We start from the raw sequence: 20,428 nt of genomic DNA, 5'->3' as shown, positions 1-20,428 counted from the left end.
CAGGCCGAACGACCGGACCGCTCACACCGCGAGCAGCGCCAACGACGCGTTCTGCCCGCCGAAGCCGAACGAGTTGTTCAGCGCCGCACGGAGCGACACCTGACGTGCGGCACCGGACACGACGTCGAGGTCGATCGCCGGGTCGAGGTGCTCCAGGTTCAGCGTCGCCGGCACGATCCCGGTCTCGAGCGCCTTCACGGTCAGGATCGTCTCGACCGCCCCGGCCGCGCCGAACATGTGCCCGATCGCGCTCTTCGGAGCGGTGACGACGGCGCCACGGCCGACGACCCGGGCGATCGCGGCGGCCTCGCTCGCGTCACCGAGCGGGGTGCTCGTCGCGTGGGCGTCCACGTGGTCGACGTCCGCGCCGGTGAGCCCGGCCATCCGGAGCGCCTGCGTCATCGCCCGCCCCTGCCCGGAGCCGTCGGCGCGCGGCGCGGTGATGTGGAACGCGTCCGAGGTGATGCCCCACCCGGCGAGCCGAGCGTGCACGCGGGCGCGACGGGCAGCGGCGTGGTCGGCCCGTTCGAGCACGACGATCCCGGCGCCCTCGCCGAGCACGAACCCGCGGCGGCTGCGGTCGAACGGCCGCGAGAGCGTCGTCGGGTCCTCGCCCTCCGGCTTCGCCAGTGCCTGGGACTGGGCGAACGCGGCCATCGTCACCGGGGTGACCGCCGCCTCCGTGCCCCCGGCGATGACGACGTCGGCCTCCCCGGAGCGGATGAGTCGGGCACCCATCGCGATCGCCTCGGCGCCCGACGCACACGCCGACACCGTCGTGTACGCCCCCGCCCGGGCGTCGACCTCGATGCTGATCTGCGCAGCGGTCCCGTTCGCCATGAGCATCGGCACCGTGCGCGGCGACACCCGGCGGGCCCCGCTGCGACCGAGCTCGTCGTGCGCGTCCAGCAGGGTCTCGATGCCGCCGATCCCCGTCCCCACCACGACGGCGAGCCGCTCCGGGTCGAGCCCGGTCGCGGCACCGGCGAACCCGGCGTCCGCCCAGGCCTCCCCCGACGCGACGAGTGCCAGCTGCTGGCTGCGGTCGAGCCGGGCGGCGCGGACCCGTCCGAGCGCCCCCTCGGCGTCGAGGGCGGCGTCGGCGCCGATGCGGATCGGCACGCGGGCCCACAGCTCGCCGTCGCGGTCGAGCTCGTGCACGCCGGATCGACCGGCCACCAGAGCGTCCCAGAGCGGGTCGACCCCGTGCCCGAACGGCGAGACCGCGCCGTACCCGGTGATGACGATGTCGCTGCTGTCGCTGTTTGTATGCTGCACAAGTCGAGTTGTACCACGTACAATTCAGCCATGGCAACCCCTCGTGGCACGGCGACCCGCGCTCGGATCCTGCAGGCAGCGGCGGACCTCCTCGCCGACCGGAACCCCCGCACCCTGACGGTCAGCGAGGTCGCGCGGGCAGCCGGGGTCTACCCCAACCAGATCACGCACCACTTCGGCTCCAAGGACCGGCTCGTGGTGGACGCCGCCTTCGTCCGGTTCCTCCGCGACACCACCCGGCTGCAGTCGGCGGGCCGACGGGCGTCGACGTCCGAGGGCTTCCGCGACGTCCTCGCCCGCACCGCCCTCGCGATGCCGTCGACGGGCCTGCTGGTCACGGCCCTCGGGCTGGCGCAGGACGACGACGCCCTGCGGGAGCGTACGAGCACCCTGCTCGCCGTGCTGTTCCGCCAGTCGGAGCGCTACCTCGAGCGGGTCGTCGCGGACCACGGCTGGACGAGCGAGCGCGGTGTCGCGCGGGACGCCAGGACGTTCTGGAGCGCGGTGTTCGGCGCCGTCCTGTTCGCCACGGCCGGGGCGGTCGGCGGCCCCTCGGACGTGGACGTCGCCGCGACCGTCAGCATCAGGGGCTGACGACCGCGGCGACGCGAGCGCTCAGTGGCGGGTCGGACTCAGTGGCTCGTCGGGCTCACTCGCCGAAGCCGGACCGGACCAGGGCCTCGAGCGCGTCGACGGCGTCCTGGGCGTCGTCGCCCGTCGCCTCGATCGACACGGTCGCGCCCTTCGGCAGGGCGAGCGCCATGATCCCGAGCAGGCTCTTCGCGTCGACGCCGTTCACCCGGACGGTGGCGTCGTACTTCGCGGCCGTCTTCACGAACTCCGCCGCGGGGCGGGCATGCAGACCGGTCTCGTTGACCAGCTGCACGGTGGTGGACGCGGCCACGTCGTCAGCGGGGCCGGCTCCGCTGTCCGGCACCGGGCCTCCAGGCTGGTCACCGTCCGACGGACGGGAGGCTCCCCCAGCGTCCGCCTCGGACGCTGCGGCCGAGCGGGCGGCTGCGAGCACCGCGTCGACGTCGCCTCCGGTCTGGGCGGCGACCGCCGCGGCGACAGTGCCCTCGACGACGGGGGCGTCGGACACGTGCACCCGTGCGCGGAGGTCGTCGTCGAGGAAGTCGAGCGCGGTGTCGGTGGTCAGGTAGGCGGACCCGAGGTCACACAGGACGACGACCGCGTCGGCGGTGGCGAGCTCCTCGATGCCGGCGGTGATGGCCTCGAAGGACGTGCCGATCCCGCCGTCGTCGGTGCCGCCCGCGGCGACGAGCTGGACGTCCGCGGCCATCTGCCGGGCGAGCTCGACCGTGCCGGAGGCGATCGCCGCGCTGTGCGAGACGACCAGGATGCCGACGCTCACGCCGCGTCCACCGCGGCGCGCAGGATGTAGGCCGTCGACTGCGCGCCGGGGTCCCGGTGCCCGACGGCGCGTTCGCCGAGGTAGCTCGCGCGGCCCTTGCGTGCGACGAGCGGCTCGGTGGACTCGGCCCCGGTGCGTGCGGCGTCGGCCGCGGCCTCGAGGACGCGCTCCGGGGACTCCCCCGCCTGCGCCGCGGTGGTGGCGGCGTCGACCGCAGGGGTCCAGGCGTCGATCATCGTCTTGTCGCCGACCGCGGCCTTGCCGCGGGAGACGACGCCGTCGCGGGCCGCGGCGAGCACCTGTACGAGCGTCTCGGCGTCGAGCTCGGTGGCGTCGCCCGCTGCCTGCGCGGCCTTGAGGTACGCGGTGCCGAACAGCGGGCCGGCGGCACCGCCCACCGTGGAGATGAGCTTCGTCGCGACGGTCTTGAAGACGGCGCCGGGGGTGTCGAAGGTGCCGGACTCGACGGCCTCGAGCACGGCACGGAACCCGCGGTCGAGGTTCTCGCCGTGGTCACCGTCGCCGATCTCCCGATCGAGCGTGACGAGCTCGGCCCGGTGCTCGTCGATCGTCGCGGCGGTGCGTCGGACCCAGTCGGTGGCCCATGCGGTGTCGAGCGCCAATGTCGTTCCTTCCTGCGGGGCCTCGCTCGGCCCTGCGTGCGGGCCGGGCGTGGCCGGTTCGGCGGCCGGTGGTGCCGGCCGGTCGGGTGTCAGCGACCCCAGCGCAGTGCCGGGGTCTCCACCGGAGCGTCCCAGAGGGTGAGCAGGTCGTCGTCGAGCACCGTGACGGTGATCGAGAAGCCCTGCATCTCGAGGGACGTGACGTAGTTGCCGACCAGGCTACGCGCGACCTCGTGGCCACGATCGGAGAGCACCTCGGCGGCGCGTCGGTAGGCGATGTAGAGCTCGGAGAGCGGCGTGCCGCCCATGCCGTTCACGAACAGCAGCAGGCGGGAGCCGGCCGGCAGGTCCAGGTCGGTGAGGACGGGCTCGAGGACCCGGTCGACGAGCTCGTCGGCCGGCGCCATCGCGATGCGCTCCCGACCGGGCTCCCCGTGGATCCCGATGCCGAGCTCGACCTCGTCGTCGGCCAGCGTGAAGGACGGCTCCCCCGCGTGCGGGACGGTCCCCGGTGCGAGCGCCAGGCCCATCGACCGCGTGACGTCGTTCACGTGGCGTGCCACGGCCGCGACCCCGTCGAGGTCGTCACCGCGCTGCGCAGCGGCACCGGCACACTTCTCCACGACGACCGTCCCGGCGACCCCGCGCCGACCGGCCGTGTAGAGCGAGTCCTGCACGGCCACGTCGTCGTCGACCACGACGGTCTCCACGCGGATGCCGTCCATCTCGGCGAGCTCGGCCGCGGTCTCGAAGTTCAGGACGTCGCCCGTGTAGTTCTTCACGATGTGCAGCACGCCGGCGCCGCCGTCGACGGCCTTCGTCGCCGCGACCACCGGGTCCGGCGTGGGGCTCGTGAACATCGGCCCGGGGACGGCGGCGTCGAGCATGCCGAACCCGAGGAAGCCGGCGTGCAGGGGCTCGTGCCCGCTGCCACCGCCGCTCACCAGGGCGACCTTGCCCGCCACCGGGGCGTCCGCGCGGTGCAGGTGGACCGGGTCCTCGACCAGCACGACGTGGCCGGCGTGGGCTGCGGCGAACCCGCGGACGGTCTCGGTGACGACGTCGTGCGGGTCGTTGATGAGCTTCTTCATGGCGGGAGGACTCCTCGGGTCGGGACCGGGACGAGGCCTGCACACCGCCGACGTCGTCCGGAGTGGAGCCAGGCTACAGCGGGCGGGTGTTCCCCGAGCGTGCACGTCCGTGCACCGCCTGGCAGGCGGGAACCGGGGTGTCGATGGTCGGACGCCCGCTCCTCGTGCACGTTCGTGCACTTTTCTGTCGAACGCTCACGAGGACCCCCCGCGGGCCGGAAACCCGGCAGTATGCTCGCCCCAATCACTCGATGGGGAGTGCCGAGCAGCAGCGGGCCTCCCCAACCAACACAGTTGGAGGTCACCGATGGACGACATCGGCGTCAAGTTCCTTTCCGAGCTCGTGGGCACCGCGATGCTCATCATCCTGGGTGGCGGTGTCGTCGCCGCCGTCTCGCTCAAGAAGTCGAAGGGCTTCGGCGCGGGCTTCCTCATGGTCACGATCGGCTGGGGCTTCGCGGTCTTCGCCGGCGTCACGGTGTCGTACAAGTCCGGCGGCCAGCTCAACCCCGCGGTCAGCCTCGCGCAGGCCATCCTCGGCAACATCTCCGTCGGCACGATGCTGCTGTTCTGGCTCGCGCAGATGATCGGTGCGGTCATCGGTGCCGTCATCGTCTGGCTCGCGTACAAGCAGCACTTCGACGAGGAGCCCGACCCCGCCGCCAAGCTCGGCGTGTTCTCCACCGGCCCGGCGATCCGCTCGTACGGCTGGAACCTCGTCACCGAGATCATCGGCACGTTCGTCCTCGTCTTCACGGTCATCGCCTTCACGAACGGCAAGACCCCCTCGGAGCTCGGCGCGATCCCCGTCGCCTTCCTCGTGATCGCGATCGGTGTCAGCCTCGGTGGCCCCACCGGCTACGCCATCAACCCGGCACGTGACCTCGGCCCGCGCATCGCGCACGCCTTCCTGCCGATCAAGGGCAAGGGCACGAGCGACTGGGCCTACGCCTGGGTCCCCGTCGTCGGACCGCTGCTCGGTGGCGCGATCGCCGCCGGCCTGTCCTACGCACTCCTCCCCGTCGTCGCCTGACGCCGACCCCTCCCACCACGACGGTCGACCCCGACCCCCGGGGCCGACCGCAGCACGACCACCCAGAAGGAGCACCCATGGCCGACTACATCGTCGCCATCGACCAGGGCACGACCAGCACCCGCGCCATCGTCTTCGACCACTCCGGCTCGATCGTGTCGAGCGGTCAGAAGGAACACGAGCAGATCTTCCCGCGCGCCGGGTGGGTCGAGCACGACCCCAGCGAGATCTGGGACAACACCCGTGAGGTCATCGGCCAGGCACTGTCCCGCGCCGACATCACCCGCCACGACGTCGCGGCGGTCGGCATCACGAACCAGCGCGAGACCGCGGTCGTGTGGGACAAGACGACCGGCAAGCCCGTCTACAACGCCATCGTCTGGCAGGACACCCGCACGCAGGCACTCGTCGACAAGCTCGCCGCCGGTGACACCGACCGCTACAAGTCGATCGTCGGGCTGCCCCTGGCCACGTACTTCGCCGGGACGAAGATCATGTGGATCCTCGAGAACGTCGAGGGTGCACGCGAGAAGGCCGAGGCCGGCGACCTGCTCTTCGGCACCACCGACACCTGGGTCCTCTGGAACCTGACCGGCGGCACCGACGGCGGCGTCCACAAGACCGACGTGACCAACGCGTCCCGCACGCTGTTCATGGACCTCGAGACGCTGCAGTGGCGTGACGACATCCTCGCCGACTTCGGTGTGCCGAAGTCGATGCTCCCGGAGATCGTCAGCTCCTCCGAGGTCTACGGCCACGTCGAGTCCTCCAGCCTCCTCCGCGAGGTCCCGATCGCCGGCATCCTCGGTGACCAGCAGGCAGCCACCTTCGGCCAGGCGGCGTTCGACAAGGGCGAGTCGAAGAACACCTACGGCACCGGCAACTTCCTCATCTTCAACACGGGCACGGAGATCGTCCGCTCGGAGAACGGGCTGCTCACCACCGTCGGCTACAAGCTCGGCGACGGCGAGACCCACTACGCGCTCGAGGGCTCGATCGCCGTCACGGGGTCGCTCATCCAGTGGCTCCGCGACAACCTCGGGCTCATCCAGAGCGCGCCGGAGGTCGAGGCCCTCGCCAAGACCGTCGACGACAACGGCGGCGTGTACTTCGTGCCGGCGTTCTCCGGGCTCTTCGCGCCGTACTGGCGTCCCGACGCCCGCGGCGCGATCGTCGGCCTGACCCGCTACGTCAACAAGGGCCACATCGCGCGTGCGGCCCTCGAGGCGACGGCGCTGCAGACCCGCGAGGTGCTCGACGCGGTGAACGCCGACTCCGGCGTCGACCTGACCGAGCTCAAGGTCGACGGTGGCATGACCGCGAACAACGCCCTCATGCAGTTCCAGGCCGACATCCTCAACGTGCCCGTCGTGCGTCCGGTCGTCGCCGAGACGACCGCGCTCGGTGCCGCCTACGCCGCCGGCCTCGCCGTCGGCTTCTGGGCCAACCTCGACGAGCTCCGCGCCAACTGGCAGGAGGACTCCCGCTGGGAGCCGCAGCTCGACGCCGCCGAGCGCGAGCGCACGCTCCGCCTGTGGAAGAAGGCCGTCACGAAGACCTTCGACTGGGTCGACGAGGACGTCCAGTAACACTGCACCACAGCACGGACGGCCTGGAGGCCCGGTGCCGGTCCCTGGGACCGGCACCGGGCCTCCCGGCGTTGTCCGGTACGCGCTACGCGGCGCCGACCCAGTCGGCGAGTTTCTGCTCGGCCGCGCCGGAGTCGATCGCCTCGGCCGCGACCACGAGCTGCTCGCGGAAGCGGTGCAGGATCGGGCGGTCCCACTCGGTCGGGTCCTGGGCCAGTCGGAAGGAGACCAGGCCCGCGGCGGCGTTCAGCAGCACGATGTCGCGGACCGGGCCGGTCTCCCCCGCGAGCACCCGACGGACGATCGCGGCGTTCACCTCGGGCTCACCGCCGAGCAGGTCCTCGGTCCGGGCACGGGGGATGCCGAGGTCGCGGGGGTCGAGGTCGTGCTCGGTGACCCGGCCGCCGGTGACCTCCCAGATGTGGCTGTGGCCCGTGGTCGTGAGCTCGTCGAGGCCGTCGTCCCCGCGGAACACGAGTGCCGTCGCGCCACGGGTCTGGAACACGCCGGTGATGATCGGCACGAGCTCCAGCTGGGCGACACCGACGGCGTTGGCCTCGCACCGGGCGGGGTTCACGAGCGGCCCGAGGAAGTTGAACACCGTGGGGACGCCGATCTCGCGGCGCACGGCGGCTGCGTGCCGGAACCCGGGGTGGAAGGCGCTGGCGAAGGCGAAGGTCAGGCCGACGCGACGGAACGTCTCGGCGACGCGCTCGGCGTCCATCGTCAGGTCGAGCCCCAGGGCCGCGAGGACGTCCGACGAGCCGCTCTTGGACGACGACGCCCGGTTGCCGTGCTTCACCACGGGGACCCCCGCGGCGGCGATCACGACGGCCGCCATCGTCGAGACGTTGACCGTGCCGACGACGTCCCCACCGGTGCCGACGATGTCGAGTGCCATCGGGTCGACGTCGAGCGGGACGGCCGCGTCGAGGATGGCGTCACGGAAGCCGACGACCTCGTCGACCGTCTCGCCCTTCGCGCGGAGGGCCACCGCGAAGGCGCTGATCTGCGCGTCGGTGGCGCGCCCGGCGACGATCTCCTCCATGGCCCATGTGGACTGTCTGATGCTCAGGTCCTCGCGCGCCATGAGCGCACTGATCACCACGGGCCAGGTCAGGAGGTCAGACATGCCGACGATCGTACTGTTTTCGAACGACCCGCCAGTTGACTGGCAAAACACTGTCGGTGGTTTCGGCCATAATGGAGAACGTGACAAGCACCCCTCTCTCCAGACCAGCCAGCGGTACGGTCCTCAACAGGCCGAACCCCGTTGCCGTGGGGACGATCGTGTGGCTGGGCAGCGAGGTCATGTTCTTCGCCGGCCTGTTCGCGATCTACTTCACGCTGCGCAGCACCTCGCCCCAGCTGTGGGCCACCGAGACTGCGCACCTCGAGGTGCCCTTCGCCTCGGTGAACACCATCGTCCTGGTGCTGTCCAGCTTCGCGTGCCAGTTCGCCGTCTTCGCGGCTGAGCGCTTCCAGGTGCACCGCACCAGCTGGAAGCCGACCGACTGGGGCATGACGGAGTGGTTCTTCGTCACGTACTGCATGGGTGCGATCTTCGTCTGCGGCCAGATCTTCGAGTACGCCAACCTCTGGCACGAGGGCATCACGCTCTCCTCGAGCGCCTACGGCTCCGCCTTCTACTTCACCACCGGCTTCCACGGCCTCCACGTCACCGGTGGCCTGATCGCCTTCCTCCTCACGATCGGTCGTGGCTTCGCCGCCAAGAACTTCGGTCACAAGGAGGCCACCACGGCCATCGTCGTGTCGTACTACTGGCACTTCGTCGACGTGGTCTGGATCGGCCTCTTCGCCGTCATTTACCTTCTCAAGTAGGAAACGGACAGCACCAAGCGCATGTTCAACAGCAGCAAGTCCAAGAAGAAGGGCCGTCGCTCCCCCGTGGCGACCGTCTCGCTCATCGTCGTGGGTCTGATGACCACCGGTGGCGCGTACGCCCTGTTCAGCTCGACGGCCAGCGCCGACGACAACGTCAGCACGGTCGCCGCCTCGAGCCAGTCGCAGGTGAACGAGGGCCAGAAGCTCTTCGCGTCCAACTGCGCCACGTGCCACGGCCTGTCCGCGCAGGGCACCAGCGAGGGCCCCTCGCTCATCGGTGTCGGTGCCGCCTCGGTCGACTTCCAGGTCGGCACCGGCCGCATGCCGCTCGCGCAGCAGGGCCCCCAGGGCGAAGAGAAGCCCGAGCAGTTCACGAACGACCAGGTCGACGCCATGGCGGCCTACGTCGCCTCCCTCGGCCCCGGCCCGTCGGTGCCGTCCCAGTCGCTCACCAACGGTGAGGACGGCGACGCCGCCGAGGGCGCCGAGCTCTTCCGCATCAACTGCGCGATGTGCCACAACGTCGCCGGAGCCGGTGGTGCCCTGACCGAGGGCAAGTACGCGCCGAACCTCCACTCCGTCACGGGCAAGCACATCTACGAGGCCATGCAGACCGGCCCGCAGAACATGCCGGTGTTCAACGACCTGAACATCACGCCGGAGCAGAAGGCCGACATCATCACGTACCTCAAGTACGTGCAGGACAACAAGTCCCCCGGTGGGTTCGCCCTCGGGTCCCTCGGCCCGGTGGCAGAGGGTCTGTTCATCTGGATCTTCGGACTCGGCGCAGTGGTCGCGATGACCGTGTGGCTGACCGCGAAGTCCAACTGATCGTCCGTGTCGCACGACACTGAAGGGAACACCATGGCAGAGCACGACGACGAGGCGCTGAACTCGTCCTCGGCTGTCGAGAGGCACGCGGCATCGGTCGGCGGCGGTACCGCGGTCGTCCCCGCGGAACCGTTCGAGAACCCGGGCGAGCCGCCGCACCGTCCGCGTCGCACCGACGTCGACCCGAAGAAGGCCCGCCTGGCCGAGCGTCAGGTCGCGACGTTCTTCTACCTGTCGATCGTCGGCAGCGTCCTGTCGATCGCCGCGTACATCGCGTTCCCGATCAGCGCGGACGACTTCGGCACGGTCCGCCTCGCCAACCTCTTCCTGGGGCTCTCGATCTCGCTCGCGCTGCTCTCGCTGGGCATCGGCGCCGTCTACTGGGGCAAGTCCCTCGTCACGGACCGCGAGATCACCGAGCAGCGCCACTCCACCCGTGGGACCGAGGCCACGCGTGCCAAGGCCGTCGAGGCCTTCACGCTCGCCGACAAGGAGTCCGGCTTCAGCCGTCGCAAGCTGATCCGCAACTCGATGATCGGTGCGCTCGTCGCGTTCCCCCTCCCCGGCATCGTGCTCGTGCGTGACCTCGCACCGGCCGCCGACCCGAACGAGCTCCTCCGCCACACCATGTGGGCCAAGGGGACTCGTCTCACGAAGGACCCGACCGGACTCCCGATCAAGGCATCGGACGTCACGATCGGCTCTGTCTTCCACGTCATCCCCGACGGGCTCCTGGACAAGGAGCACATGCTCGAGGAGAAGGCGAAGGCCGCGGTGCTGCTCATGCGCCTCGACCCGAAGGACCTCAACCCGGCGAAGGGGCACGAGAACTGGGGTTACGACGGCATCGTCGCGTACTCCAAGATCTGCACCCACGTCGGATGCCCGGTCGCGCTCTACGAGCAGCAGACGCACCACCTGCTGTGCCCTTGCCACCAGTCGACCTTCGATGTCTCGAACAACTGCGAGGTCATCTTCGGACCGGCTGCCCGTCCCCTCCCCCAACTTCCTATCGCGATCGACGACGACGGCTACCTGGTGGCGCAGAGCGACTTCCACGAACCCGTCGGGCCGTCCTTCTGGGAGCGTGCACGCTGATGACAACCACAACCACGACACGAGCACCGGAGACCAGCACCAAGCCGGCTCCGGAGCGCGGGTCCCGCATCATCGGCGGGATCTCCAACTACATCGATGAGCGGACCAGCATCTCCGGCCTGGTGAAGGAGGTCGGACGCAAGATCTTCCCCGACCACTGGAGCTTCATGCTCGGTGAGGTGGCGCTGTACAGCTTCGTCGTCATCCTGCTGTCGGGGACGTTCCTGACGTTCTTCTACCAGGCGTCGATGGCCGAGGTCGTCTACAACGGCACCTACGTCCCGCTCAAGGGCGTCGCGATGTCGACGGCCCTGCAGTCCACGCTCGACATCTCGTTCGACATCCGCGGCGGTCTCTTCGTCCGGCAGATCCACCACTGGTCGGCTCTGCTCTTCGTCGCCTCCGTGATGCTGCACATGGCCCGCGTGTTCTTCACCGGCGCCTTCCGCAAGCCCCGCGAGCTCAACTGGGTCTTCGGCTTCGTGCTGTGGGTCCTGGCCATGGCCGAGGGCTTCACGGGCTACTCGCTCCCCGACGACCTGCTCTCCGGCAACGGTCTGCGCATCATCGTCGGCATGATCGAGGGCGTCCCGGTCATCGGCGTCTGGATCGGCTACATCCTGTTCGGCGGCGAGTTCCCCGGGACCGCGATCGTCGGGCGTCTGTACACGCTGCACATCCTGCTGCTGCCCGCGATCCTCGTGGCGGTCCTCGGTGTCCACCTCGTGCTCGTCGTGATCAACAAGCACACGCAGTATGCGGGCCCCGGCAAGACCAACGACAACGTCGTGGGTGTCCCGATCCTCCCGGCGTTCGCCGCGAAGGCCGGTGGCTTCTTCTTCATCGTCGCGGGCATCCTCGCCCTCATCGCCACGCTGTTCACGATCAACCCGATCTGGAACTACGGCCCGTACGACCCGTCCCCCGTGTCCGCCGGTACCCAGCCTGACTGGTACATCGGCTTCGCGGACGGCGCGCTCCGACTTGTCCCGCCGCACTGGGAAGTCCTGTGGTTCGGCTACACGGTCTCCTTCAACCTCCTGGTCCCCATCGGGGTCCTGGTCGCGTTGATCCTGGCGATCTTCCTGTACCCGTTCCTCGAGGCCTGGGTCACCGGTGACAAGCGCGAGCACCACCTCGCTGACCGTCCCCGCAACGCCCCGACCCGCACCGCGATCGGTGCCGCCGGCATCACGCTCTACGCCAGCCTCTGGGCAGCGGCGAGCTCGGACATCATCGCGACGCACTTCATGGTCTCGGTCGACCACGTGATCCACGTGATCCAGGCCACGACGGTCCTCGGCCCGTTCGTCGCCTTCTGGATCACCAAGCGCGTGTGCCTGGCGCTGCAGAAGAAGGACCGCGAGATCGTGCTCCACGGCTACGAGTCGGGCCGCATCGTCCGCCTCCCGCACGGCGAGTACATCGAGGTCCACGAGCAGCTCGACGAGTACGAGCGCTGGCGTCTGCTGCAGTTCAACGAGTACAAGCCGCTGATGGTCCGCCCGAATGCCAAGGGCCAGATCACGCCCGCGCAGAAGGTCCGCGCCGGCATGACGCGCTTCTTCTTCGAGGACCGCATCGCCCCGGTGTCCAAGGCCGAGCTGGAAGCCGCACACGCGGCACACCACGGCCCCGACCTCGAGGGCAGCCACCAGGCCCCGCAGGTCGGAGCAGGGCACTAGCTCTCACTGTTCGACGAACAACCCCCATCACGCCGTGGTGGGGGTTGTTTCGTTGCCGGCGACAACACGCCGTCTGGGGTTCACCTGCGATTCAAGGACACGTGTTGGACTGCTCCAGCACGATGTGGCAATGTGTTGCACCGTGCACTCCCCCAGCGGGAGATCCTCTGCCGAGGAACCACCAACGGAATGAGAACCCGATGGACGCCCGGACGGCTGAACACCCCAGGCCGAACCACTTCCTGCTCCACCTCAGCGACACCCACCTCATCGCGGGCGACGGCGACCTCTACGGCGCCGTCGACTCCGCCGCCCGGCTGACGCAGATCATCGACGAGATCGAGGCCTCCGGCGCTCGACCCGAAGCGATCGTCGTCACCGGTGACGTGGCCGACAAGGGCGAACCGGGCGCCTACGCCCGCGTCCGCCAGATCATCGAGCCGGCGGCCGAGCGCATCGGCGCCCAGGTCATCTGGGCGATGGGCAACCACGACGAGCGCGGTGCCTTCCGCCAGGAGCTCTTCGGCCTGCAGCCCACCGACCGGCCCGTCGACTTCGTGTACGACGTCAATGGTCTCCGGGTCATCACGCTGGACACGAGCGTCCCCGGTGCCCACCACGGCGTCGTCACCCCCGAGCAGCTCGACTGGCTCGCTGAGGTGCTCTCCGAGGCCGCACCGCACGGCACGGTCCTCGCGATGCACCACCCGCCCGTTCCGAGCGTGCAGGACCTCACCGTCCTCGTGGAGCTCCGGGAGCAGCAGGCCCTCGCCGAGGTCCTCGAGGGCTCGGACGTCCTCACGATCATCGCCGGGCACCTGCACTACTCGACGAGCGCCGTGTTCGCCGGGATCCCGGTGTCCGTCGCCAGTGCCACGTGCTACACGCAGGACCTCAACGAGTTCCAGCGTGGGACCCGTGGCCGCGACGGCGCGCAGTCGTTCAACCTCGTCCATGTGTACGGCCACACCGCCGTGCACTCGGTCGTGCCCATCGGGACGTACTCCACGGTCGGCCAGCCCGTGTCCTCCGACGAGACCGAAGCTCGTCTCGCCGCCGCCGGGGTCACCATCCCCGACGCCGTCGAGCCCGCCCCCGTGACGTCGAGCATCCCGGTGTTCACGCTCGACTCGGTCCCCGTCTCCCCCATCCGCCGCTGACCCGTCGGGCGGCGCCGCCCCGGCTGGTCACACCTCGTCGCTCCCGCGACGCCGAGTGGTCCCTCGTTGTCGCTGACCGGCGCCGCAGGCGACAGCCGGTGGCCGCTCAGCGGACGTGAGCGGGGTGTCGTGACCGCTCGCGACGGCGCGCCTCGGACCGCCGCCCCCTGCGGTGAGATCGCACTTGGTGTCGGCTCCGGCGGACCGGAGGCGACACCAAGTGCGATCTCACCCTGGTGACCGCTCGGCAGACGTGAGCGGGGTGTCGTGACCGGTCAGGAGGCCGGACGCAACGGGGTCCTGCGGACGCGGCACGAGCCTCCCGGCCGGACGCGCGCGATCCCTGGCGGTGAGATCGCACTCCGTGTCGGGTCCGGCGGACCGGAGGCGACACGAAGTGCGATCTCACCGGGGCCAGACGGGGACCCGCGGCCCGGCGCCGAGTGCTCACACGTCGTCGGTACACGGCGGCGCAGGCGACAGCCGGTGACCGCTCGGCAGACGTGAGCGGGGTGTCGTGACCGGTCACGCACCGGACGCAACCGGGTCCTGCGGACGCGGCACGAGCCTCCCGGCCGAGCGCATGCGCGCCCCCTGGCGGTGAGATCGCACTCGGTGTCGGGTCCAGCGAATCGGAGGCGACACGAAGTGCGATCTCACCAAATCGCGCGCGTCAGGCCTCGTCGGGGCGCTCCCAGGGCGCCGGGAACGGGAAGTAGCGCTCCAGGAAGTCCGTGACGCGGGTCGTGCGCTCGTCGTCGCTGACCTCGGGGAAGCTGCCGTCGTTGAGGCAGAAGAAGTCGGCGTTGCGCTTCTTGAGCAGCTCCTCGAGCTCGCGGAGCCCGGAAAGCATCGTCGTGTCGATGTAGCCCACGGGGACGTTCTCCTGCACGATCGCACGGCCCGTGAGCAGCGCGTAGTAGTGGTACAGCGAGTTCGTCACCGAGATGTTCTCGGCGGCACGGAACCGCGAGGCGGCGGTGGCGCGGAACTCGTCGGCGAACTCGTGCTCCATCTCCGTCATGATGCTGGCGCGGAGGGGTGTCGGTGCGTGCTCGAGGTGGCGCGTGGTGACGGCCCCGAAGCGCTGCTGCAGGAGGCGACGGTTGACGCGGGCGGAGTTCTCGAAGCCACTGCGGCGCGGGTTGTTCGACCCGAGGCCGATGCGGGTGTCGGCGAGCAGGAACTTCGTCACCGAGCCCGGGCTGAAGAACACCGACGGGTCGACCGGCCGGCCGAAGAACATGTCGTCGTTCGAGTAGATGAAGTGTTCGCTGATGCCCGGGATGTGGTGCAGCTGCGACTCGACGGCCTGCGAGTTGTGCGTGGGGAGCACCGAGGGGTCGGCGAAGAACTCCTCGCTCCGGACGATGCGGACGCGGGGGTGGTCGGCGAGCCAGGCCGGAGCCGGGGAGTCGGTGGCGATGTAGATCGTCCGCACCCACGGCGCGTACATGTAGACCGATCGCAGGGCGTACTTCAGCTCGTTGATCTGCCGGAAGCGGGCGGGGGCGTCGTCGCCCTCACCGAGCACGGCGGACGACTGCGCTGCCTGACGGGCACGCTGGTACTCGATCGCGTTGCCGTCGACCCACGAGAACACGATGTCGATCGGGAAGCGGATGTCGGAGACGTGGTCGTCGAACATGTGCTCGACGGTCTGCCAGGTGCGTCCGTAGCGCTCGATGTCGACGAGGACGAACTCCTCGATCGGCAGGCTGCGGCGCATCAGGGCGTTCTCGACGGGAGCGAGGACCTCGGTGTCCGTCACCCGCCAGAACTCCATCTGCACGCTCGTCTCGGCGCCGTAGCGGAGCCGCCCGATGGGCTCGAGCCGCGGCCGGAACACGCGGAGGACGGTCTCGTCGACGGGGCCGAGGCCGTCGTCGACGACCAGGACCGCCGGCTTGCCCGGGGGCTTGGCGTAGAAGGGCTCCCCCACGGCGGCGTCCATCACGGCGGACTCGGCACGCTGGCGGTCGCGCTCGTCGAGGGCGATCACCGGGCGCTGGTCGTTGCCGCGGATGAGCAGGTGGTCCACGTCGCCGGCGGTGAGCGCGTCGTCGAGGAAGAGCAGGTCGTCGATCATCGACTGCTGCGGCGTGAGGTGCCCGTTCAGCAGCGTGAAGCGCCCCTTGCGGAGCACGACGTCAGACCGGTCGAGACCGCCGGAGGACGGTCGAGGGTGCAGCAGAGGACTCTCGGTCACCGGCTCGGTCTCGTTGCTCATCCATGCCCTTCTGGTCGTGCGGTCGGGACCTGCACCCGACCCCAGCGATCCTATCGGGCGACCGGTGCCTCCGTGGTTCGGGGCACCTTGACCGCCAGGCCCATCACCACGAACAGTGCTGCGGCGACGATCTGGAGCGCCGCCCAGACCTGTCCGGGGATCGGCACGGTGACGAGCGGGTTCCAGCAGACGGCGATCGCGGCGGTCACCGCGAGGGCCCACCACGCGCGGCCACGGAGCGCGAACACCAGGATGATGAGCGCGAGGACCGTCACGCCCCAGCGGACGGCGACGAAGGCCGGGGCGTCCAGGAACGCGACGCAGGCGAGCAGCACGATCGCCGCGATGAGACCGGGGGCCAGTGCCGGCCGGGTGAAGTTCGTGACCGGACGGGAGGCTCGTCCACGGCCGCCAGCGCGGCCGCCGGTCCCGGCACGGTCGGCACCAGCACCGGTCGCCCGGTCCCCGGTCGCGCCGGTCCCGAACGAGGACCCGCGCGGCGAGCCGAGCGACGACCCGACCGCGGGCCGTCCCTTCCGCGCCGCCATCAGGCCGAGGCCTCGTCCACTTCGATCGCGGTCATCGAGCGGGACATCGGCGGCAGGCCGCGGAGCCGCTCGAGGGCCGGCACGAGCTCGTCGACGTAGGCACGGTAGCCCTCGTCGTTGAGGTGCAGGCCGTCCTCGGTGTACTTGTCGGAGAGGTGGTCGCCGTCGGCCAGTGCAGGCCAGGCGTCGAGGTACTGCGCGTGGCACGTGGCGACGAACTGCCGCAGGTGCCGGTTCGCCTCCTCGATGCGGGGCGTGTGGTCGGCCTGTCGCGGCAGGATCGACACGAGCAGCAGGCGGACGCCCGGGAGCTCGCGACGGAGCGTGACGAGGATCGTCTCGACGTTGCGGACGACGTGCTCGGCGCTCTTGCGGTGGTTGCCGAAGTCGTTCGTGCCGATGAGCAGCACGATCACGTCGGGGGCTGCCGCGACCACGGAGTCGATCCGGGCAAGGACGCCGTCGGTGGTGTCGCCACCGATCCCCTGGTTCAGGGTCCGTTCGTCGGGCAGGCGCTGGTCCCAGGAGCCGCCCTCGGTGATGCTGTCCCCCAGGAACAGGACCAGTTCTCGGTCGTTCTCGGTCATGATGCCTCCTCGTGCGCCGGCGCGCGCGACCCATTCTGCTCGGTCCGGTTGGTCTGCGTCGAGTCCGTGCGGTGCGCCTCGCGCTCGGCGCGGGCGGTGATGCGCTCGACCATGCCGGGGAAGATCACCCCGTGGAAGGGCAGGATGCCGTACCAGTACAGGCGTCCGGCGAGTCCCTGCGGGAAGTAGATCGCGCGCTGGTGGTAGTCGCAGCCGCCGTCGTCGGTCGGTGTGACCGTCATCTCGAGCCAGGCGCGGCCGGGCGACTTGAACTCGGCGCGCAGTCGCAGGTAGTGGCCACGGTCGAGCCGTTCGACGCGCCACCAGTCGAGCGCGTCGCCCTGCTCGAGCCGCTTCGGGTCGCGGCGCCCACGGTTCAGGCCGACACCGCCGAGGACCTTGTCCATCCAGCCGCGGGCGACCCAGGCGAGCGGGAAGGAGTACCAGCCGTTCTCGCCGCCGATCGACTCGACGACGCTCCACACGGCCTCGGGCGGGGCGGACGAGTGCCGGTTGCGGTCGTCCACGTAGACGGTGTGCCCCGCCCAGTCCGGGTCGCTCGGCAGGGGGTCCGCGGTGCCGGTCAGGGTGGCGTTGCGCCAGCTGGTGGTGACCTCGCCGGCGCGCATCTTCGTCAGCGCGAGCCGGACGGAACGCCGGTACGAGGTGAGCCCGCCCTCGGGACGGGGCACCACGTCGTCGATGTCGTGTTCGCGCTGCACGCACTCGAACTGCAGCGACTCGATGATCGGCGTCGCGAGCTTGCGCGGGATCGGGGTGACCGCGTTGAACCAGTGGGCGGCGAGGCCCGGGGTCATCACCGGCAGCGGGCTGATGGGGCGCTGCGGGAGCTTGGCCTCCACCGCGTAGCCGTTGAGCATCTGGCCGTACCGGAGGACGTCCGGGCCGCCGATGTCGAACGTCCGGTTGACCTCGGCCGGGATGTCGAGCGCCTTGACGAGGTAGTAGAGCACGTCGCGCACGGCGATCGGCTGGATGCGGTTGCGCACCCACCGCGGCGCGGGCATCCAGGGCAGGACGTCCGTGACGTGGCGGATCATCTCGAACGAGGTGCTGCCGGAGCCGATCACCACGCCGGCCTGGTAGGCGATCGTCGGGACGCCGGAGCCGAGCAGGATGTCCCCGACCTCCTTCCGGCTGCGCAGGTGCTTCGAGAGCTCGCCGTCGGGGTGCAGTCCGCCGAGGTACACGAAGCGGCGGACGCCGGCGGCCTTCGCGGCGTCGGCCATCGTCTGGGCGGCGTCGCGCTCGGCCTCCTCGAAGTCACCGTCGGCGCCCATCGCGTGGGCCAGGTAGTAGACCGCTTCGATGCCGTCGACGGCGGTGCGGACGGCGTCGCTGTCCTGCAGGTCGCCCTGGACGACGTCGACGCGGTCGCGCCAGGGGACGTCGTCGAGCTTCTGCGGGGTGCGGGCGAGGACGCGGACGGAGTGTCCGGCGTCGAGGAGGTGTGGGACGAGACGACCGCCGATGTAGCCGGTGGCCCCGGTGACGAGGACGCGCATGCCTGGCACGGTACGCGCTGCCCCTTGAGGCTAGGCTTGCCCGGTGGACAACGCACCCTTCTCCGTCACCGCCGACGCCGTCCGTCGGCTCATCGACCACGCGATCCTGAAGCCGGAGCTCACCCGCGCCGACGTCGACGCGCAGCTCGACGAAGCCGCGACCCACCGCGTGTTCAGCGTGTGCGTCCGCCCGAGCGACGTCCAGCACGCCGTCGAGCGGCTGCAGGGCACCGGTGTGGGCGTCGGCACCGTCATCGGCTTCCCGCACGGCACCACGACCACCTCCACCAAGGTCGCCGAGTCGCTGCAGGCCCTGGCCGACGGCGCCTTCGAGCTCGACATGGTGCAGAACATCGGCGCGGCGAAGTCCGGGGACTGGCAGCGCGTCGAACAGGACGTCCGCGCCGTGGTCGACGCCGCGGGTGACACCGTCGTGAAGGTCATCCTCGAGACCGCCTTCCTCACCGACGACGAGGTCGTCGCTGCCAGCCGTGCCGCCGTCGCCGGTGGTGCCGCGTTCGTGAAGACGTCGACCGGGTTCGCCGGCGGCGGGGCCACGACCGAGCACATCGCGCTGATGCGCCAGACGGTCGGTGCCGACACCGGGGTGAAGGCCTCGGGCGGTGTCCGCGGGCTCGACACCCTCGTCGACATGGTGCACGCCGGCGCCGACCGGATCGGCACGAGTGCCTCGGCCCGCATCCTGGACGAGGTCGCGCACCGCGTCGCGACCGGCGCAGCCTCAGGTGTCGGCGACGACACCACCTCCTACTGACCCGAACCCACCAGCACCGAGCCGGTGCGCGCCCGACGTGACGCTGCGTCGAGGAGCCGCTCCGAGCCTCCATACCGACGCATCGGAGCGCCCATGTCGAACCCCGCACCCGCCACCGACGACCTGAGCGGGTCGCTGGCCCTCGCCGTCGACCTCGGCGGCACCAAGGTCGAGGCCGCGCTGGTCTCCGAGCATGGCGTGGTGCTGCCCGGCAGCCGGTTCCGCAGCCCAACCGGTCCGCAGCGGACGTCGGACGAGCTCCAGGCCGCCGTCGACGAGGCCGTCACGAACGCACTCGCCGCCCTGCCCGAGGGTGCAGCGCTGGCCGGGGTCGGCATCGGCTCCGCCGGACCCGTCGACGAGGTGAACGGCCGCGTCTCGCCGCTCAACATGCCCGTCTGGCGCGGGTACCCGCTTCGCGACCGCGTGGCCGCCCATGTCCCCGCCGGCACGCCCGTCGTGCTCCGCATGGACGGCCTGGCCATCACGCTCGCCGAGCACTGGCTCGGTGCGGCCCAGGGCCACGACCACGTGATGGGCATGATCGTGTCCACCGGCGTCGGTGGCGGCCTGATCCTGCACGGCCGCACCGTCAGCGGGCCGACCGGCAACGCCGGCCACATCGGCCACGTCGAGTGCGGTGGGTTCGACGACCCGTGCGCCTGCGGCGGCACCGGCTGCCTGGAGGCCGTGGCCAGCGGCCCGAAGACCGTCGCCTGGGCGCGGCGCCAGGGCTTCACCGGGGAGACCGGCGAGGACCTGTCGGCGGCCTACGCCGCCGGGGACGAGATCGCGGTCGCCGCCGTCAAGCGCAGCGGACGAGCGCTCGGGCAGGCGATCGCCGCGGCGACGTCGCTCGTCGACCTCGAGGTCGTCGCGATCGGCGGCGGGTTCTCGCACGTCACGCCCGACCTGTTCGAGTACGCGCGGCAGGCCGTCGCGGAGCGCGTCGAGTTCGGCTTCGTGACGAAGGTCAAGATCGTGCCGACGGGGTTGTCGCAGGACGGCCCCCTCATCGGAGCTGCCGCGCTCGTGCACCGGGCGCACGTCCTGCGCTGACCCGCCGGGAGGCCCGTGGGGCGTCGTGCCGGTCGGCTCGGCCCGCGCGGGGGCGCTGTCCACAGTGTGTCCGGTCGCCGTGGCGGGTGGGGCAG

Annotated in this window: 19 protein-coding genes; 10 read left to right on the top strand and 9 right to left on the bottom strand. The window is 70.6% G+C overall.

Annotated elements, in window-relative coordinates; translation table 11 throughout:
• Positions 1–21 precede the first annotated feature (21 nt).
• On the bottom strand, positions 22–1,278 hold the full coding sequence (locus OXR63_RS11240) for a beta-ketoacyl-[acyl-carrier-protein] synthase family protein (protein ID WP_267423211.1): 1,257 nt from the start codon (positions 1,276–1,278) through the stop codon (positions 22–24).
• 30 nt (positions 1,279–1,308) lie between these two features.
• Here OXR63_RS11240 and OXR63_RS11235 point away from each other — a divergent pair, with 30 nt between their 5' ends.
• Positions 1,309–1,872 (top strand): TetR/AcrR family transcriptional regulator C-terminal domain-containing protein, encoded by a 564-nt coding sequence (locus OXR63_RS11235; RefSeq protein WP_267423209.1) that lies wholly within the window; start codon positions 1,309–1,311, stop codon positions 1,870–1,872.
• A 55-nt stretch (positions 1,873–1,927) separates the two neighbouring features.
• On the opposite strand, the gene dhaM is transcribed toward OXR63_RS11235, so the two are convergent.
• The 3 genes from dhaM to dhaK all read right to left on the bottom strand — a co-directional run bounded on the left by dhaM (position 1,928) and on the right by dhaK (position 4,367).
• Positions 1,928–2,653 carry a dihydroxyacetone kinase phosphoryl donor subunit DhaM gene (gene dhaM, locus OXR63_RS11230; protein ID WP_267423207.1) on the bottom strand — a complete coding sequence of 242 codons (726 nt, stop codon included), beginning with the start codon at positions 2,651–2,653 and terminating at the stop codon, positions 1,928–1,930.
• Entirely contained in the window at positions 2,650–3,276 is a 627-nt protein-coding gene (dhaL, locus tag OXR63_RS11225; RefSeq protein ID WP_267423205.1) for a dihydroxyacetone kinase subunit DhaL, read from the bottom strand. Before dhaL ends, dhaM begins: the two co-directional genes overlap by 4 nt.
• An 89-nt stretch (positions 3,277–3,365) precedes the next feature.
• Positions 3,366–4,367 carry a dihydroxyacetone kinase subunit DhaK gene (dhaK, locus tag OXR63_RS11220; RefSeq protein WP_267423202.1) on the bottom strand — a complete coding sequence of 334 codons (1,002 nt, stop codon included), beginning with the start codon at positions 4,365–4,367 and terminating at the stop codon, positions 3,366–3,368.
• A 307-nt stretch (positions 4,368–4,674) separates the two neighbouring features.
• On the opposite strand from dhaK, the gene OXR63_RS11215 reads away from it, so the two are divergent.
• Both OXR63_RS11215 and glpK read left to right on the top strand, forming a co-directional pair.
• A complete protein-coding gene (locus OXR63_RS11215) occupies positions 4,675–5,400 on the top strand; it encodes an MIP/aquaporin family protein (RefSeq protein WP_267423200.1) in 726 nt (241 codons plus the stop codon).
• Between the two features lie 77 nt (positions 5,401–5,477).
• Complete coding sequence (gene glpK, locus OXR63_RS11210) at positions 5,478–6,989, top strand: glycerol kinase GlpK (RefSeq protein ID WP_267423198.1); 1,512 nt, start codon at positions 5,478–5,480, stop codon at positions 6,987–6,989.
• 85 nt (positions 6,990–7,074) lie between these two features.
• On the opposite strand, the gene trpD is transcribed toward glpK, so the two are convergent.
• Positions 7,075–8,121, bottom strand: coding sequence for an anthranilate phosphoribosyltransferase (gene trpD / locus OXR63_RS11205; RefSeq protein WP_267423196.1), 1,047 nt, complete (start codon positions 8,119–8,121; stop codon positions 7,075–7,077).
• Between the two features lie 71 nt (positions 8,122–8,192).
• On the opposite strand from trpD, the gene ctaE reads away from it, so the two are divergent.
• The 5 genes from ctaE (at position 8,193) to OXR63_RS11180 (ending at position 13,608) form a co-directional block, all read left to right on the top strand.
• Entirely contained in the window at positions 8,193–8,831 is a 639-nt protein-coding gene (gene ctaE, locus OXR63_RS11200; RefSeq protein ID WP_267423194.1) for an aa3-type cytochrome oxidase subunit III, read from the top strand.
• Between the two features lie 21 nt (positions 8,832–8,852).
• Complete coding sequence (gene qcrC / locus OXR63_RS11195; RefSeq protein WP_267423192.1) at positions 8,853–9,665, top strand: cytochrome bc1 complex diheme cytochrome c subunit; 813 nt, start codon at positions 8,853–8,855, stop codon at positions 9,663–9,665.
• Between the two features lie 33 nt (positions 9,666–9,698).
• On the top strand, positions 9,699–10,763 hold the full coding sequence (qcrA, locus tag OXR63_RS11190) for a cytochrome bc1 complex Rieske iron-sulfur subunit (RefSeq protein WP_267423190.1): 1,065 nt from the start codon (positions 9,699–9,701) through the stop codon (positions 10,761–10,763).
• Positions 10,763–12,448, top strand: a complete 1,686-nt coding sequence (gene qcrB, locus OXR63_RS11185; protein WP_267423189.1) for a cytochrome bc1 complex cytochrome b subunit — start codon at positions 10,763–10,765, stop codon at positions 12,446–12,448. The genes qcrA and qcrB overlap by 1 nt, the downstream gene beginning before the upstream one ends.
• Before the next feature lie 200 nt (positions 12,449–12,648).
• The gene (locus OXR63_RS11180; RefSeq protein WP_267423188.1) at positions 12,649–13,608 is read left to right on the top strand and encodes a phosphodiesterase; all 960 of its coding nucleotides are present in this window, start codon (positions 12,649–12,651) and stop codon (positions 13,606–13,608) included.
• A gap of 673 nt (positions 13,609–14,281) precedes the next feature.
• Here OXR63_RS11180 and OXR63_RS11175 read toward each other — a convergent pair.
• From OXR63_RS11175 to OXR63_RS11160, 4 genes are read right to left on the bottom strand one after another with little or no spacing between them, the layout of a single operon-like run.
• Entirely contained in the window at positions 14,282–15,838 is a 1,557-nt protein-coding gene (locus tag OXR63_RS11175; RefSeq protein ID WP_267423186.1) for a stealth conserved region 3 domain-containing protein, read from the bottom strand.
• Positions 15,839–15,888: 50 nt separating this feature from the next.
• Positions 15,889–16,386 (bottom strand): DUF6804 family protein, encoded by a 498-nt coding sequence (locus OXR63_RS11170; protein WP_267423184.1) that lies wholly within the window; start codon positions 16,384–16,386, stop codon positions 15,889–15,891.
• Positions 16,386–16,973, bottom strand: a complete 588-nt coding sequence (locus OXR63_RS11165) for a GDSL-type esterase/lipase family protein (protein WP_267423180.1) — start codon at positions 16,971–16,973, stop codon at positions 16,386–16,388. The genes OXR63_RS11170 and OXR63_RS11165 overlap by 1 nt, the downstream gene beginning before the upstream one ends.
• Positions 16,970–18,499 (bottom strand): SDR family oxidoreductase, encoded by a 1,530-nt coding sequence (locus OXR63_RS11160; protein ID WP_267423177.1) that lies wholly within the window; start codon positions 18,497–18,499, stop codon positions 16,970–16,972. The genes OXR63_RS11165 and OXR63_RS11160 overlap by 4 nt, the downstream gene beginning before the upstream one ends.
• Before the next feature lie 43 nt (positions 18,500–18,542).
• On the opposite strand from OXR63_RS11160, the gene deoC reads away from it, so the two are divergent.
• Together deoC and OXR63_RS11150 are read left to right on the top strand one after the other, a co-directional pair.
• Positions 18,543–19,274: a deoxyribose-phosphate aldolase gene (gene deoC / locus OXR63_RS11155; RefSeq protein WP_194660881.1), complete on the top strand. Its 732-nt coding sequence runs from the start codon at positions 18,543–18,545 to the stop codon at positions 19,272–19,274.
• Positions 19,275–19,367: 93 nt separating this feature from the next.
• A complete protein-coding gene (locus tag OXR63_RS11150; protein WP_267423173.1) occupies positions 19,368–20,333 on the top strand; it encodes an ROK family protein in 966 nt (321 codons plus the stop codon).
• Positions 20,334–20,428 lie beyond the last annotated feature (95 nt).

The organism is Curtobacterium sp. GC_Cur_3 (genome assembly GCF_026544205.1).
Taxonomy (GTDB): domain Bacteria; phylum Actinomycetota; class Actinomycetes; order Actinomycetales; family Microbacteriaceae; genus Curtobacterium.
This window is presented reverse-complemented; position numbering and strand designations above follow the sequence as displayed.

Bases quoted from the DNA above. Each gene is read 5' to 3' on its own strand.
- OXR63_RS11165 (WP_267423180.1), bottom strand. From the start codon at position 16,973: ATGACCGAGAACGACCGAGAACTGGTCCTGTTCCTGGGGGACAGCATC.
- ctaE (WP_267423194.1), top strand. From the start codon at position 8,193: ATGGAGAACGTGACAAGCACCCCTCTCTCCAGACCAGCCAGCGGTACG.
- OXR63_RS11180 (WP_267423188.1), top strand. From the start codon at position 12,649: ATGGACGCCCGGACGGCTGAACACCCCAGGCCGAACCACTTCCTGCTC.
- qcrC (WP_267423192.1), top strand. From the start codon at position 8,853: ATGTTCAACAGCAGCAAGTCCAAGAAGAAGGGCCGTCGCTCCCCCGTG.
- OXR63_RS11160 (WP_267423177.1), bottom strand. From the start codon at position 18,499: ATGCGCGTCCTCGTCACCGGGGCCACCGGCTACATCGGCGGTCGTCTC.
- trpD (WP_267423196.1), bottom strand. From the start codon at position 8,121: ATGTCTGACCTCCTGACCTGGCCCGTGGTGATCAGTGCGCTCATGGCG.
- qcrA (WP_267423190.1), top strand. From the start codon at position 9,699: ATGGCAGAGCACGACGACGAGGCGCTGAACTCGTCCTCGGCTGTCGAG.
- glpK (WP_267423198.1), top strand. From the start codon at position 5,478: ATGGCCGACTACATCGTCGCCATCGACCAGGGCACGACCAGCACCCGC.
- dhaK (WP_267423202.1), bottom strand. From the start codon at position 4,367: ATGAAGAAGCTCATCAACGACCCGCACGACGTCGTCACCGAGACCGTC.
- OXR63_RS11170 (WP_267423184.1), bottom strand. From the start codon at position 16,386: ATGGCGGCGCGGAAGGGACGGCCCGCGGTCGGGTCGTCGCTCGGCTCG.
- OXR63_RS11150 (WP_267423173.1), top strand. From the start codon at position 19,368: ATGTCGAACCCCGCACCCGCCACCGACGACCTGAGCGGGTCGCTGGCC.
- OXR63_RS11175 (WP_267423186.1), bottom strand. From the start codon at position 15,838: ATGAGCAACGAGACCGAGCCGGTGACCGAGAGTCCTCTGCTGCACCCT.
- qcrB (WP_267423189.1), top strand. From the start codon at position 10,763: ATGACAACCACAACCACGACACGAGCACCGGAGACCAGCACCAAGCCG.
- OXR63_RS11235 (WP_267423209.1), top strand. From the start codon at position 1,309: ATGGCAACCCCTCGTGGCACGGCGACCCGCGCTCGGATCCTGCAGGCA.
- OXR63_RS11215 (WP_267423200.1), top strand. From the start codon at position 4,675: ATGGACGACATCGGCGTCAAGTTCCTTTCCGAGCTCGTGGGCACCGCG.